Here is a 13,772-nt window from a genome sequence, read left to right on the forward strand (position 1 = left end):
CTGCAAATGCCGCTTTATTCTTTTCAAAAAGGAGAACAGCAGCCGGTCCAAAAAATAAGCCAGCTCCTCTCCTTTTTCATCCTTTCCTTAGCATGAGTCAATTCAATCGTATTTATAAACAGCGCCTGGCTTAACATGGATTGATGATTAACCTGGACGAATCACATGATTTGGGTTATCATCAAATGTTCATGCTTCTTTTTTTATGCTTATTTATAAAGAAATCATTGGAAAATTATTGTTATAAATGTTCATCCTCCAAAAAAATATCTTTACTACTGTCAATATCATGCATAGAATAAAAGTAGGCCTGAATAGGTCATTTATGCTATTTAAGGAAGTGCCATTATGTTTTTAGCAGGCTATATCGATGCCACATTAAAAAAAATAAAAGCAAATACCGCCAACATGCTGACCCTTGTGAATCTTGGACTGGGCGGCTTCGCCATTATCTATACTCTTAACGACGTGCTGAAGCTGAGTCTTCTGCTTATTTTTCTTGCTGCTCTTGCTGACAGGTTTGACGGAATGGTTGCCAGAAAATTCAACATCGAGTCCGAACTCGGCAAACAATTGGATTCAATGAGTGATATTATATCATTTGGTGTTGCTCCGGCACTACTTATTTATAAAGGAATTCTTTTTGAGCTCGGGGCGCCGGGAGCTTTTTTCGCCGTTTTATTTATAGGATGCGGTGCTTTCAGACTTGCCAGATTTAACATTACAGATAACTGCGGATTTTTCAGCGGACTGCCAATAACGGCAGCCGGATGCATCGCCACCCTCAGTTATTTATGGAAAGACTTCATGCCGGTGCATTCCTATATGTTCCTTCTGATGATTCTTTCTTTTTGTATGATCTCATCCTTCAGAATCCGCAAAATGTAAAAAACACCTCAGCCGAGGTGTTTTTTTTGGCTATTTGCAGCAATAGTTATTGTAGTAATAGCCTCCTCCTAAAACAAGCAGCAGGATCAGCAATACGACAATAAAAGCGTACCAATAGCCAAAGCCCGCGTAAGGTGCATAGGGATAAGGATAAGGATATGGTGCAGGCGGTCCGTAGAATGGTGTGCAAGAGCGCATGAGTAAGACCTCCTTTTAAACTGTTCCCTCTAAATTATGTGACACTCAACTAATTGGTATAGGCTATAGCCATAGATTGTCAGCTCATTTAATAAATATTGCCTATTTTTCAAAAAAAGGGTTTACAATTTATCCTTTCGTGGATATAATTACCATTGTAATCAAAACTACGAAAAGGGAGGTCGAATCAAATGTCAATCATGTCAGTGTCAGCACAATGGAATGCAGCTCAATTGAATATACGTCTATTCGGCCGAACTGGTAAACGGTAATTATCCTATTGTCCTTACCGCCGCAGGTTGAGTAGCATTCTCCTGCGGCGTTTTTATGTCCATTTTTATAAAACGCGACACGCCACAGGTATGCCCTGTGGCGTTTTTGTGTTCTCTGGGGATTTTGAACAGCCTCTCCAGTGGATTGCAGCGGAAGGAACTTGACTCCTGCGGGATGAAGAGGGCACTGAAGATCCCGCAAGCGCAGCGAGGAAGCTTCAGGCACTCCCCGCGGAAAGCAAGTTCCTGGAGCGAAAGGGAACGGCTGCACTGCAATCAATATTAAAATTGGTTTTAACCATTTAAAGGAGGTGAGAAAAAATGACGATCAACCTATTATTTGTATCACTTACAATCAACCGCAGAAAACAGACGCTTGAACAAGTGCAGCACGAAGAACAAGTTTTCAAATCATACGAAGCCATGCAGAATAAATGCTTCCAAATGTATAACGGCATCTAATGAACAAAAAAAACAACAAAGAAAAACAGGAGGTGAAACGATATGACGATCAACCTATTGTTTGTAAGCCTGACAATCGAACGCAGAAAAAAATCAATCGAAGAGATCCACCACGAAGAACAAGTCTACAAATCTTATGAAGCCATGATGAACAAATGCTTCCAAATGTATAACGGAAACTAACACCCCACCATACTTAAAAAACGAAAGGAGAGAGCGAAAATGATGATTCAAATGAAACTCAGAATGCACCTTAATGTGGAGAAGGATACCGGCTAGAAAAGCGGAGCCGGCCGAAACCTGACATATACCAACATAAAAAAGCGAAGATCTTTTTAAAAGATCTTCGCTTTTTTCATCCCTTCCCCTTTTGCCGGCCCTTCTGCTGGCCCTTTTTTTCCTTTTCCGCCCTGTAAAATTCATGGAACATTTTCATGAGTGCCCTCTTTTCGATCCTCGACACGTAACTCCTTGAGATGCCCAGCTCCTTTGCGATTTCCCGCTGCGTTTTCTCTTTTTGCAGGTCAAGGCCGAATCTGCCTACAATGACTTCTTTCTCCCGTTCATCCAGAATATCGATAAATTCTTTTACTTTTTCTAGTTCCATGTTCAGCTGAATCGTATCGATGACGTCTTCTGACTCTGATTTCAGCACGTCAATCAGGCTGATTTCGTTCCCCTCTTTATCCTGGCCGATCGGATCATGAAGGGAGACGTCCTTTTTGGTTTTCTTTAATGCCCTCAGATGCATGAGGATTTCATTTTCAATACATCTTGCCGCGTACGTAGCGAGCTTTGTGCCCTTGCCTTCTGAATAGCTTTCAATTGCTTTTATCAGACCAATCGTGCCGATTGAAATAAGGTCCTCCGAGTCCTCGCCGGTATTTTCAAATTTCTTGACGATGTGCGCCACCAGCCGCAGATTGTGCTCGATCAGCATATTACGGGCATGCTCATCCCCTGTTGCCATCAGCCTTAAGTATTTTTTTTCTTCGCTTGCTGACAATGGCTGAGGGAAGGCATTGTTTTTGACATAAGATACTAAAAAGACCAGCTCTTTTAATAAGTATCCTAATGCAGCTAAAACTCCTGACATTGACCCACCTCCACGAACAGATTGTAGGCAGCTGCCTATAATCAAGTCTATGTCCGGAAGGGTGTGAAAGTGTCTGTACTACGAAAGATTGCGGAAGTCCTTCCAGTTTTTCACCAAAAATGAAGCGCATACATTATGACATTTTTGAAAACTCTATTGATTCTTCCTTCTTTTTCATCAATAATGAATGCTGGTGCTGTCAAGCCCTTGGCCATCTTATGTTGGAGGTTGTTTTTTTTGAAAAAATACTTGTCTCTCGCTGCTTTTCTTTTGTTTTTTCTGCTGCTGATCAGCTGCGGAAACCGATCAGATAGATATACCATTGTTGCCTTTGGCGACAGCAACACGCGCGGAGCAAACTGGACCATCCGAAATTATCAGGATACAGATAAATGGGTAAACCTCGTCAAATCCACTCTCCCTGTAAACGATGGACAGACGTTCATTCATAATGCAGGAGTAGGAGGAGAAACGACTGAGGATGCAAGAAAACGGTTTAGACGGGATGTGCTGAACACAAAACCCGATCTTGTTTTCATCATGTTTGGAACGAATGATGCTGTGATTCTGCCAAACGGGCAGCCAAAAGTCACACACAGCCGCTTCAGGGAAAATCTGCTTTACTATGTAAATGAGATTAAAAAGAACGGCGGAAAACCCGTTCTGATGACATGCCTTCCTATAGTTGAAGGAAACGGCCATGACAAGCTTTACTACACGAGATATCCGAAAAAACTCTATTCCCATACAGACGGGGCACGGAACTGGCATAATTCCTATAATGACATTACCCGCGAAATTGCGTTTAAAAATGACATCACCTTAATTGACAACTGGACGACCATGGTGCAGGCTGCCGGAGGCGACTCTGATGAACTGCTGCTTAAAGCAGGAATTATTGACCCATCCGGAAATCATATGACTCCGCATGGAGCAAAGCTGATCTATGAATCCATCTTAAAGAGCAAGGTGCTTAACCAATAAAAAGAACCCGTTCAGATAAGAACGGGTTCTTTGTTTATAGTAGAAGACTATGCCTGATCCTGCTCATCCAGCCGTTTCTTGTATGCCAGAGAACGTTTAAAGCAGTAAAAGGCCCCTATAAGAAAAAGTCCAGTTGTGCCCATCATCGCGTATTCCTGAATGTCGCCAGGCTCCCCGCCCTTTGCAGGGACGAGCATGCCGATATATAGAAATACACTGACTGCAAGAAGGACAAAAGCATATCTCTTAAAGTCTGTCATTAAATGCTTCATCTGTTTTGTATTCAAACCAATCACCTGCCTGAATATGTGTCTATAAAAACCTTAACATATCAGAGCAGGCAATGATGCAGGCAAATACAGGCAGCAGAGGAATTAGTTTAATGCATGTTTCAGATCTTCAACAAGGTCCTCCGCATCTTCAATGCCCACTGAAATCCGGACCAGGCCATCTGTGATGCCAAGCTCTCTTCGGCGCTCTGCCGGAATGGATGCATGCGTCATTTTAGCCGGAACTGAAATCAGGCTTTCAACTGCGCCAAGACTCTCTGCCAAAGTAAAGTATTTTACTTTTGAAAGCACTTCTTCCGCCTTTTCTTCGCTGCCGACATCAAACGAAACCATTCCGCCGAATCCGCCTGACTGCTTTTTCGCAATTTCATGATTAGGATGATTTGCAAGGCCCGGGTAGAATACTTTTTCAACTGCCGGATGCTCCACTAGAAAATCAACGATGGCTGCCGTATTCTTCTCATGTGCTTCCATACGGAGAGCGAGTGTTTTAATGCCGCGCATCAGAAGCCATGAATCCTGGGGACCAAGTACTCCACCTGTAGAGTTCTGAACAAAGTGTAGTTCTTCTGCCAGTTTTTCAGACCTGACTACTACAAGGCCGCCGACTACGTCACTGTGTCCGCCAATGTACTTTGTTGCGCTGTGCAGGACGATGTCAGCTCCCATTGAAAGCGGGGTTTGCCAGTAGGGCGTGCTGAACGTGTTGTCTACGATCGTCAGCAGTCCGTGTTTTTTCGCAAGTGCCGCTGCCGCTTCGACGTCCGTAATTTTAAGAAGCGGATTTGTCGGTGTTTCAATGAACAGGGCTTTCGTGTTTTCTTTTACTGCAGCTTCAATTGTAGAGAGGTCGCTTGTGTCAACGAAAGTAGAATCAATGCCCATACGGTTCAGAACCTTTGTCATCACACGGTATGTTCCGCCGTAAACATCATCAGTCAGGATCACATGATCTCCGCTGTTGAACAGCATCATGACGCCTGTTATGGCAGCCATGCCGGAACCAAATGCAAAGCCTGCATGACCTCCCTCAAGATCCTTGATCAGCTCTTCCAAAGCATGGCGGGTAGGGTTTCCTGTGCGGGAATACTCGAATCCTTTATGATTGCCGACTCCGTCCTGTTTATAGGTGCTTACCTGATAAATAGGTGTTGATACCGCTCCTGTGTGCGGGTCTCCGACAATGCCCCCGTGAATCATTTTCGTTTTCTGTTTCATGCTAGATTCCTCCTTCGTAAATCTTTTTGCTTAAATACCGTTCACTGCTGTCAGCAAAGATGGTCACTATGTGTGAGCCCGGGGCCGCTTTTTCTGCCTCAAGAAGGGCTGCATGCATTGCTGCACCTGCTGAGCTTCCGACTAACAGACCCTCTTTCACGGCAAGCTCTTTCACTCTTTTAAACGCGTCCGTGTCCATGACTGTATGAATACTGTCAAAATACGTTTCATCCATATAACCCGGGAGGAATTCCATTCCGATTCCCTCTGTTTTGTGCGGTCCGGATTCTCCGCCGTTCAAAATTGATCCTTCAGGTTCTACTATGACGGTTTTCACACCGGGGTTTACCTCTTTTAAATACTGCGCCGTTCCCATAAACGTTCCGCCGGTTCCTGCCCCTGCGAGAAACACATCAATTTTCCCATCGAGCTGCTCCCACAGCTCAGGTCCAAGCGTTTTATAGTACGTGAGCGGATTTGCAGGATTCCCAAACTGCTGAGGGCAGTAGGATCCGGGTATTTGCTCACTAAGCTCCTGAGCTTTCTTGATGGCGCCCTTCATTCCATCTGCTGTCGGGGTATTGACAACTTCTGCCCCGAGCGCCCTCATGAGATCCTGTTTTTCCATGCTGAACTTTTCGGGGACGCAAACAATCACTTTTACGTTCCTGCTGATTGCGGCAAGCGCAAGCCCGATGCCCGTATTGCCAGCATTCGGTTCAATAATCGTTCCGCCTTTTTTCACCTTGCCTGTTCGTAATGCTTCATCTATCAGTTCAGCGCCAAGACGGTCTTTAATGCTCCCGCCCGGATTCATAAACTCCAGTTTTGCAAAAAGGCGCACGCCGTTTGGAAGCGGAAACTGGGTCAATTCCATCAGAGGCGTTCTGCCGATCAGTTCTTCAATGCCTTTTACGACTTTCATTCTGTCCACTCCTGTGATAAGAATGTCTGCACTCTTATCCTGTTATCCTTAAAAAAGAGGATCATTGCGATCCCCTCTGTTTTTAGCTTTTTAATGCACGGACAATGCTTAAAACAAGCTCTGCGGAATTTTTTGCAGCTGTTTCCAAGTATTGTTCGAATGATACATCCGATTCTTTTCCTGCAATATCAGACAAAGAGCGGATGATGACAAACGGTACGCCGAATTGATGGGCAGTCTGAGCTATGGCCGCAGCCTCCATCTCAACTGCGTATAGGTCTTCAAATTTTGTTCGGATGTATGCGACTCTTTCAGGATCATTCATAAACGAATCACCGGTGGCAATCAGACCTTTCACAACCTGAATTCCTTCCTGTGCCTGAGCCTGCTCGGCAGCAATTGCAACGAGCTTTTCATCCGGAAGGAAAGCGGCCGGCATGCCTGGCACTTGACCGTATTCGTAGTTAAATGCCGTCACATCTACATCGTGATGTCTCACCTCTGTAGAAATGACGACGTCTCCAACATTCAGGGAATGATGAAAACCTCCTGCTGAACCTGTGTTAATGACCACATCAGGTTTGAAGCGGTCAAGCAGGATTGCGGTGCTTACTGAAGCATTCACTTTCCCAATTCCTGATTTCAGCAGGATGACGTCCATCCCGCTGTATGTTCCAGTTGTAAATTCGCTTCCTGCGATAGTTTCGGTTTTTGCATGTTCAAGCTGATCTCTTAAAATAGAAACTTCTTCTTCCATTGCTCCAATGATGGCTGCTTTCATTTATTGTTCCATTCCTTTCAAAAGGGGTTTTTGGCCGGCATCAGCCTGAAACGCGGTCGGTATTATTTTTTTACGGCTTCTATCAGCCACACAAATTCGTTGAGCTGCGTGAAGTCGGCAGTGAATGAATGTTTTTCAAGGATGCCGCGCATGACTGAATGTGTCGTGTAATATTCTGTTTCAAGGTCGGCTGCCAAGTTTAAGTAGTGCTGTTTTTTTGCTTTTTCGATCATGGCCACGTAAGCCTCCTGATCTTCAAACATTGTGTCAGCAAACACTATTTTACCACCTTTGCCGAGAAGACGGGCATAAATTGCGACAGCTTTCTCTTTTTCTTCATCTGTTAAATGATGAAACGCATACGTACTAACAACCGTGTCTATTTCCCCTTTTGGAACAGGGAAGGTGAGAAAATCACCGTCGCTGATCTGAGCCTTGTTTCCAAGCTTTTCAGCTGCTTTTTCTCTCATCGTCTTCGATGGTTCGATTCCGTAGACCTGCTTTCCTTTATTCAGCAGTTCTGCTGTCAGGTTGCCGGTTCCGACTCCGAATTCAAGGACGAATTTACCAGATTTGGATGCTACAGCTTCAAGAATGGCGCTGTAGCCGCTGAACACTTCTTTATATTCTTCATCATGTCCGACTACTGTCGAATCATACGAGTGAGCCCAATCTTCAAATAGTTCTACAAATTCTCTTCCCATCATGCACCAATCCTTCGATGATAATTTAAATAATTCCTATGTGTATACTATGATTTAAAAATAGAACTGTTCTTAATTTACCACATGGTTTGTTTAACAGGCAATGAAAAGACTTTCCAGAAGAGTATTTTATGCGATATTCTATAGAAAAGCTGGTTTGCCGGAATGCCAGAAGTTAAGTAGTACACGTTCCTTTCCGCTCCAGGAACTTGCTTTCCGCGGGGAGTGCCTGAAGCTTCCTCGCTGCGCTTGCGGGATCTTCAGTGCCCTCTTCATGCCCTAGAAAAGCGGAAGCGCCCGTTTTGCTCCGGCAGTCAGATAAGAAATCTCCCGAAAAGTCCGGTTTTGACTTTTTGGGGGATTTTGTTCTGACAGAGGAGTTGGGCGCTGCAGCTGGACAAGGAGTCAAGTTCCTTCCGCTGCAATCCCTTAGCTTAGAACTTTAAATAACGTTTATAAACAAAGAAAATAATACATTTGGAGGCATATAGTATGTTTAAACTGGAGTTCATCAAAGATAAAGTGGAATTTTTCGAGTCGGAGAAGCTTGCAGATCTTGAGAAGAAGATCAGTGAGCAGATTGAGATCAATAAAGCGATTCTGCTTGAGGTGCATTCGGTTTCCCACCAGATGCATGTAAGTGAAGAAGGAAGACGGTTCTACAGCGCGGCGGTGCATTTTAAGGCAAAGTAAAAAGGTGAGACGAGTGTCTCACCTTTTGTTAATTTTCAGGCTGTTTCAGTTTTTCGACTCTGACCGGCTTCCAGCCTTCGTTTTCAACCCAGGTAATCTCTACTTTGTAATTTTGTGTTTTGTCTTTTGAAGAAATGGTTCCTTTTGCATCATTCGGACTGCCGTTGTTCCCGATAAACCAGATGGTCATATCCGATTCGCTCAGTCCAGTAGCATAGCTCATGGCCTGGATCATTTCAGCCCAGTCCTGTGAGCTTTTGTCATATTGGGCAACGTGGGGCTCAGATTGTGAAGTTCCGACCGGCTTCCAGCCTGGATTTTCAATAATCTGATCTACGTTTGAATTCGGATCGCCTTCTGTTACGACAGGTTCTCCGGCTTCTTCATTTTCTTCGCCGTTTTCTTCGGCCGTTTCTTCTTTTTCTGCTTCATCTGCATCTTCTGTGCTGTTTTCTTCGCTGTTTTCTTCAGACGCTTCAGCTTTTTCTTTATCTTGTTGTCCTTTATTCTCATCATTCTTGACGGTACCTGATGCCGTCTCTTCGTTTGCTTTTTCTGACGCCTTTTCGCTGTCATTTCCGCCAAGCAGCAGCTGTGACCCAATGACAAGAATTAAAATGGCTACAATCCCAATTAAAATGTTCAGGACAACATTTGCTTTCCGGCGTTTATCACGGTTTTCAAAGCGTGATCCTTTACTTAGATTGCTCAAGTGCATTACACTCCTTTATCCCTCTAACATTCTGTCTTATTCTATCATTAGATTGCGTTTCTATCTAGTAGAAGCATTTTCTAATCGGGATAATTCAGCTGCGACATCATAAAAGATGCTGTTGGCCGAGGATGTTTCACTTTGAGTATCCAGTTCAACAACTGCAAGGGCATATTTGGGATTGTTTGAAGGAAAATAGCCTGCGAACCATTTATGGACAGTGTCGTGTCCTGTTTCAGCCGTGCCTGACTTCCCTGAAACTTCAAATGGCAGCGACTGAAATCTTCTGCCGGTTCCGTCCTTATCTGTTACAACCAGCCTGAGCAGATGCTGCAGCTTGGAGGCTGTGTAAGGAGAGATCCCATCACCTTCCATATCCTGATCCGGAAATGCAAACATGGTTGTCCCGTTTTTATAAAGAATGCTGTCAGCAATCTTCACCTGCTTTTTTTCTCCTCCGCGCGCAATTGTCGCCATCATGTTCGCTGCAGCAAGCGGGGTTACGCGGACATTTTTCTGCCCGATTGCCGTCTGTGCCACAGCACGAAACGCTCCTTTATCTCGCGGGTCATCCCAAATGGAAGGAGACTTCTCTTCAGGAAACTGCCTGAACTGGTTATAATGAAACACATTTCCGCTCCAGCCATTTTTTTCAGTCAGGCCTAATTTCCCTGCAAATTCCTCAATGGTCTTTTTGTCTTTTTTAATCAATTCATCAGCTGTCGTTGTAAACGTGTAGTTGCAGCTTCTTGCAAAACTGCGTTCAAAGTTGAGGATTCCCATATCAGAATCATCGTCATGTTCACCATACATATCCAGCTGGCAATTATACGAATTTTTCAGCTTCAGCCCGCTTTCAATCGCAGCAGCGGCGATGACCGTTTTAAAAACGGAACCGGGAATTTGCGGAGTCAGCATATGGTTGGTGTGTGAACCGGAGTCAGACCTTTCAAGCGCCGGTTTGCTTACCATCGCCAGCACTTCACTCGTTTCAGCGTCCAGGAGCACAAGTCCCCCTTTTTTAATGCCGTATTTCGTGACGATCGCATCCGCCATTTTCTGTATCCTGCTGTCAATGGTTGTTTTGACGCTTACAGGATAAAAAGGATTTGCGTTTGCAATATACTTGACGTTGATGCCAAAGAGCGGATTTCCATCGCCGTCCACATGGTATAAAAGCTTTGTTTCTGCATCCGGAAGTAAAAATTCATCAAAAGCTTTTTCAAGCCCGGTAAAGCCGACCTGCGTTTTGGAGGATAGCTCCTTCTTATCAGGGTAGCGTTCTCTCAGTACATCCGGACTTTCTCCCGTGATGCCGATAATATGGTTTGCTGCTTCATCCTTCTTTTTTGCCTGCTGGTAAATGGCGAAAACCCCAGGGATCTCAAGGTCATTGATCGTATCCATTTGGGACTCAGTCAAGGTTATGCCCTCTGCAGAACCCATGATCAGCGGTTTGTCAGCATCCTCAAGCATGTTTTCCAGGTTGTATGCAGAGTATCCGGTTATCTGCGCCAGTTTTTCTTTCGGCCACTCAATGTTTTTCAAAAACGGGAACAATACGAGTTTGGGTTCCTGAAAATTTCCGACAGGAAGGAGATTTCTGTCCACAAACCGGCCGCGGCCGTCGTCGATCATGACTTCCTGCGTTCTCTGTCCGACACTCTCTTCAATTAAATTGACATTTTCTCCCCCAAAGGACTCTGTGTTTATAAGCTGGATGTCTGCAAGTCTTGCAATCAGCACAAGCATGCATATAAAAATAAAAGCGCCCGTCCATTTCATTCTCTTCTTCATTATCATCAAAAAAACACCTCGCCTTTGACTAGTGTCGACGAGGTGTTTTCTTATTAAACCTTCTTACTTAACGTTTGTGATTCTTACTTGCATTTCTCCGCCCGGAGTCTGCACGTTTACTTCATCTCCAACCTGACGGCCCATGAGGCTCTTTGCGATTGGGGAATCATTAGAGATTTTGCCTTCAAATGGATCTGCCTCAGCGCTTCCGACGATTGTATATGTTTCTTCATCGCCGTTTGGAAGTTCAATAAATGAAATGGTTTTGCCGAGAGTGACAACATTTGAATTAGCATCATCCACAATGATTTTAGCATTGCGGATCATATTCTCAAGTGTTGTAACGCGTCCTTCAACAAAAGCCTGTTCTTCTTTGGCTGAATCATATTCCGAATTCTCAGACAGGTCTCCGAAGCTGCGTGCAATCTTGATTCTTTCTACTACTTCTTTACGTTTGACCGATTTTAAGTATTCAAGTTCCTGCTCGAGCTTTTCTTTACCTTCAAGTGTCATAGGAAATACTTTCTCTTGTGCCATGATCTCACTCCTTCTAGTATAACTGCCCCCAAAATCAATTGGTATGTAAGACTGCACTGTGATAACGGAGGAGCTAGATCTGCTCCCGCCCGGTTTATGCATATTATTTGCTTTATGTAGCTTAAAAGCAAGCCCTGGGCTTGCTTTTAAGACATCGTACTTTTCCCGATGAAGCTTTCTGAACATAAGAATTTTAAATCCGGTTCATAAAAGCTGTGAGAAACTTTAACAGCCTATACATAATATGGTCACAGTACTCTTTATCTATGCTATGTTATTACAAAATTGCGTTTAGTTCAAGAATTGTTTGAATCTTTGTAACCATAAGGTCGATGGCCACATGGTTCTGGCCGCCTTCAGGTATGATAATATCCGCATAGCGCTTTGTCGGCTCAATGAACTGGTTATGCATTGGACGGACAACGGAAACATACTGCTCGATGACAGAGTCAATCGTTCTTCCGCGCTCTTTTATATCACGAAGCATGCGTCTGATAATCCTGATATCTGCATCTGTATCAACGTACAGCTTAATATCCATCAAATTTCGCAGTCTCTCGTCCTCAAGAACGAGAATGCCTTCAAGAATAATAACGTCTTTAGGCTCAACGAGCAGGACATCTTCAGAGCGGGTGTGAAGCTTGTAGTCATAGACAGGCTTGTTGATGGCTTCGTAATTTAAAAGCTGTTTAATATGCTCAATCAAAAGCGTGTTGTCAAAAGCAAGCGGGTGATCATAGTTTGTATTCAGCCTCTCCTCAAACGGAAGATGACTTTGATCTTTATAATAAAAGTCCTGCTCCAGCATTAAGATGGAATGGCCTTTAAAGTAATCATAAATAGACTTTGTCACACTGGTTTTTCCGGAGCCTGAGCCCCCGGCTACCCCAATGACAATGGGCTTTTTCCCCATCGGTTCACTTCCCCTTCCGCATCATGTTATTTGGGAAGACTTTTCGGTCTGCTTTAAACGTCACAATTTGCAGAGGGTGGCGGGCTGCATCAAGAACATTTCCGTCTTCATCCCACAGCTGCTCAATTTTTTGCGTGAAGTTTTCCATTTCAGGGCCAAAGAATTCAACTTCGTCTCCCGGCTTGAAATAGTTGCGCTGCTGCAGTGTAACCATTCCAGTCTCTTCATTGTAATCAAGAACAAGCCCAACGAAGTCAAACGTTGTTTTCTTGCCGTGAATGCCGAACATTTGCTCCTCTGTTCCTGGAACACCTTCAAAGAAAGCAGGAGCTGTGTCGCGGTTTGCACACTTATCAAGCTCATCAAGCCATTCTTTTTGGATAACAAAGTTTTCAGGATCAGCGCAATAGGCATCGATGACCTTGCGGTAAACACTGACAACCGTTGCAACATAGTGAATGGACTTCATGCGGCCTTCAATTTTCAGGCTGTCAATTCCAAGCTCGATCATTTTCGGAATCGACTGGATCAAATTTAAGTCTTTCGGACTCATGGCAAACGCAGCGTCATCCTGGTCGAACAAAGCTTCTTCACCATTACCTGAGAGCTTGTAAAGATCGTAGTCCCAGCGGCATGACTGACAGCATCCCCCGCGGTTTGAATCACGCGCAGTCATATGATTGCTCAGTACGCAGCGTCCTGAATACGCGATGCACATCGCTCCGTGGATAAAGGTTTCAATCTCAATATCAACTTTTTCTTTCATTTCTTTTATTTCTTCAGCGCTTGTTTCACGCGCAAGCACAACTCGCTCAAGTCCCTCTTCTTTCCAGAACTGAACAGCTTTCCAGTTCGAGAGAGACTGCTGTGTGCTTAGATGCACTTCAAGTTTCGGAGCTACTCTGCGGCATGTTTCGATAATCATCGGATCAGCCACGATAATGCCTGAAACGCCTGCTTCCTGAAGGCCCATAAGGTACTCTTCAAGCCCGTCCATGTTTTCGTTATGGGCAAAAATGTTGGTCGTAACATAAATTCTTGCACCGTATTTGTTTGCAAACTGCACTCCTTCAGCCATTTCTTCCAATGAGAAATTATCTGCATTAGAACGGAGGCCGAATTCTTTTCCGCCGATAAAAACGGCGTCTGCGCCGTAGTGAACGGCAATTTTCAATTTTTCGAGATTGCCTGCCGGTGCAAGCAATTCCGGTTTTTTCACAATGACGCGTTTGCCGTCTATGATTTGTGAAATGTTATCTGCAGCAGTCACCATCATTTATTCCTCCTTGTTTCTTGCAAGCT

17 protein-coding genes are annotated in these 13,772 nt (G+C 44.2%); 5 read left to right on the forward strand and 12 right to left on the reverse strand.

The genetic code is table 11. The annotated features are described in order from the left end of the window. Positions 1–348 precede the first annotated feature (348 nt). Positions 349–888 (forward strand): CDP-diacylglycerol--serine O-phosphatidyltransferase, encoded by a 540-nt coding sequence (gene pssA / locus ACK1LH_RS14780; protein ID WP_029279506.1) that lies wholly within the window; start codon positions 349–351, stop codon positions 886–888. Between the two features lie 30 nt (positions 889–918). Here pssA and ACK1LH_RS14785 read toward each other — a convergent pair whose 3' ends face one another. Further along, complete coding sequence (locus tag ACK1LH_RS14785) at positions 919–1,086, reverse strand: hypothetical protein (RefSeq protein ID WP_168713771.1); 168 nt, start codon at positions 1,084–1,086, stop codon at positions 919–921. 593 nt (positions 1,087–1,679) lie between these two features. Here ACK1LH_RS14785 and ACK1LH_RS14790 point away from each other — a divergent pair. Together ACK1LH_RS14790 and ACK1LH_RS14795 are read left to right on the forward strand one after the other, a co-directional pair. Then, positions 1,680–1,820 carry a YrzI family small protein gene (locus ACK1LH_RS14790; protein WP_081414168.1) on the forward strand — a complete coding sequence of 47 codons (141 nt, stop codon included), beginning with the start codon at positions 1,680–1,682 and terminating at the stop codon, positions 1,818–1,820. A 42-nt stretch (positions 1,821–1,862) separates the two neighbouring features. Beyond that, on the forward strand, positions 1,863–2,003 hold the full coding sequence (locus ACK1LH_RS14795) for a YrzI family small protein (RefSeq protein WP_081414169.1): 141 nt from the start codon (positions 1,863–1,865) through the stop codon (positions 2,001–2,003). Between the two features lie 172 nt (positions 2,004–2,175). On the opposite strand, the gene sigK is transcribed toward ACK1LH_RS14795, so the two are convergent. Beyond that, entirely contained in the window at positions 2,176–2,916 is a 741-nt protein-coding gene (sigK, locus tag ACK1LH_RS14800) for an RNA polymerase sporulation sigma factor SigK (protein ID WP_029279504.1), read from the reverse strand. 237 nt (positions 2,917–3,153) lie between these two features. Here sigK and ACK1LH_RS14805 point away from each other — a divergent pair, with 237 nt between their 5' ends. Continuing rightward, positions 3,154–3,900: an SGNH/GDSL hydrolase family protein gene (locus ACK1LH_RS14805; protein WP_029279502.1), complete on the forward strand. Its 747-nt coding sequence runs from the start codon at positions 3,154–3,156 to the stop codon at positions 3,898–3,900. Positions 3,901–3,947: 47 nt separating this feature from the next. Here ACK1LH_RS14805 and ACK1LH_RS14810 read toward each other — a convergent pair whose 3' ends face one another. The 5 genes from ACK1LH_RS14810 to ACK1LH_RS14830 all read right to left on the reverse strand — a co-directional run bounded on the left by ACK1LH_RS14810 (position 3,948) and on the right by ACK1LH_RS14830 (position 7,818). Further along, a complete protein-coding gene (locus ACK1LH_RS14810; protein WP_029566742.1) occupies positions 3,948–4,187 on the reverse strand; it encodes a YrhC family protein in 240 nt (79 codons plus the stop codon). Between the two features lie 87 nt (positions 4,188–4,274). Beyond that, positions 4,275–5,408, reverse strand: a complete 1,134-nt coding sequence (locus ACK1LH_RS14815; RefSeq protein ID WP_203288187.1) for a bifunctional cystathionine gamma-lyase/homocysteine desulfhydrase — start codon at positions 5,406–5,408, stop codon at positions 4,275–4,277. Position 5,409: 1 nt separating this feature from the next. Next, positions 5,410–6,333 carry a PLP-dependent cysteine synthase family protein gene (locus ACK1LH_RS14820; RefSeq protein ID WP_411333483.1) on the reverse strand — a complete coding sequence of 308 codons (924 nt, stop codon included), beginning with the start codon at positions 6,331–6,333 and terminating at the stop codon, positions 5,410–5,412. A gap of 82 nt (positions 6,334–6,415) precedes the next feature. Continuing rightward, positions 6,416–7,114: a 5'-methylthioadenosine/S-adenosylhomocysteine nucleosidase gene (gene mtnN, locus ACK1LH_RS14825; protein WP_029566745.1), complete on the reverse strand. Its 699-nt coding sequence runs from the start codon at positions 7,112–7,114 to the stop codon at positions 6,416–6,418. Between the two features lie 62 nt (positions 7,115–7,176). Further along, positions 7,177–7,818, reverse strand: a complete 642-nt coding sequence (locus ACK1LH_RS14830; RefSeq protein ID WP_411333484.1) for a class I SAM-dependent methyltransferase — start codon at positions 7,816–7,818, stop codon at positions 7,177–7,179. Between the two features lie 492 nt (positions 7,819–8,310). On the opposite strand from ACK1LH_RS14830, the gene ACK1LH_RS14835 reads away from it, so the two are divergent. Continuing rightward, positions 8,311–8,511 (forward strand): DUF2536 family protein, encoded by a 201-nt coding sequence (locus ACK1LH_RS14835; RefSeq protein WP_029279492.1) that lies wholly within the window; start codon positions 8,311–8,313, stop codon positions 8,509–8,511. Between the two features lie 28 nt (positions 8,512–8,539). Here ACK1LH_RS14835 and ACK1LH_RS14840 read toward each other — a convergent pair whose 3' ends face one another. The 5 genes from ACK1LH_RS14840 to ACK1LH_RS14860 form a co-directional block, all read right to left on the reverse strand. Beyond that, positions 8,540–9,229 (reverse strand): DUF1510 family protein, encoded by a 690-nt coding sequence (locus ACK1LH_RS14840; RefSeq protein ID WP_029566747.1) that lies wholly within the window; start codon positions 9,227–9,229, stop codon positions 8,540–8,542. A 54-nt stretch (positions 9,230–9,283) separates the two neighbouring features. Beyond that, a complete protein-coding gene (locus ACK1LH_RS14845) occupies positions 9,284–11,026 on the reverse strand; it encodes a peptidoglycan D,D-transpeptidase FtsI family protein (RefSeq protein WP_411333487.1) in 1,743 nt (580 codons plus the stop codon). Between the two features lie 57 nt (positions 11,027–11,083). Then, on the reverse strand, positions 11,084–11,557 hold the full coding sequence (gene greA / locus ACK1LH_RS14850) for a transcription elongation factor GreA (RefSeq protein WP_029279487.1): 474 nt from the start codon (positions 11,555–11,557) through the stop codon (positions 11,084–11,086). 277 nt (positions 11,558–11,834) lie between these two features. After that, positions 11,835–12,470, reverse strand: coding sequence for a uridine kinase (gene udk, locus ACK1LH_RS14855; RefSeq protein WP_029279486.1), 636 nt, complete (start codon positions 12,468–12,470; stop codon positions 11,835–11,837). Between the two features lie 4 nt (positions 12,471–12,474). Then, positions 12,475–13,743 (reverse strand): peptidase U32 family protein, encoded by a 1,269-nt coding sequence (locus ACK1LH_RS14860; protein WP_029279484.1) that lies wholly within the window; start codon positions 13,741–13,743, stop codon positions 12,475–12,477. Positions 13,744–13,772: the final 29 nt, after the last annotated feature.

The sequence above is a fragment of the Metabacillus indicus genome (genome assembly GCF_046603695.1).
GTDB lineage: Bacteria > Bacillota > Bacilli > Bacillales > Bacillaceae > Bacillus_P > Bacillus_P indicus.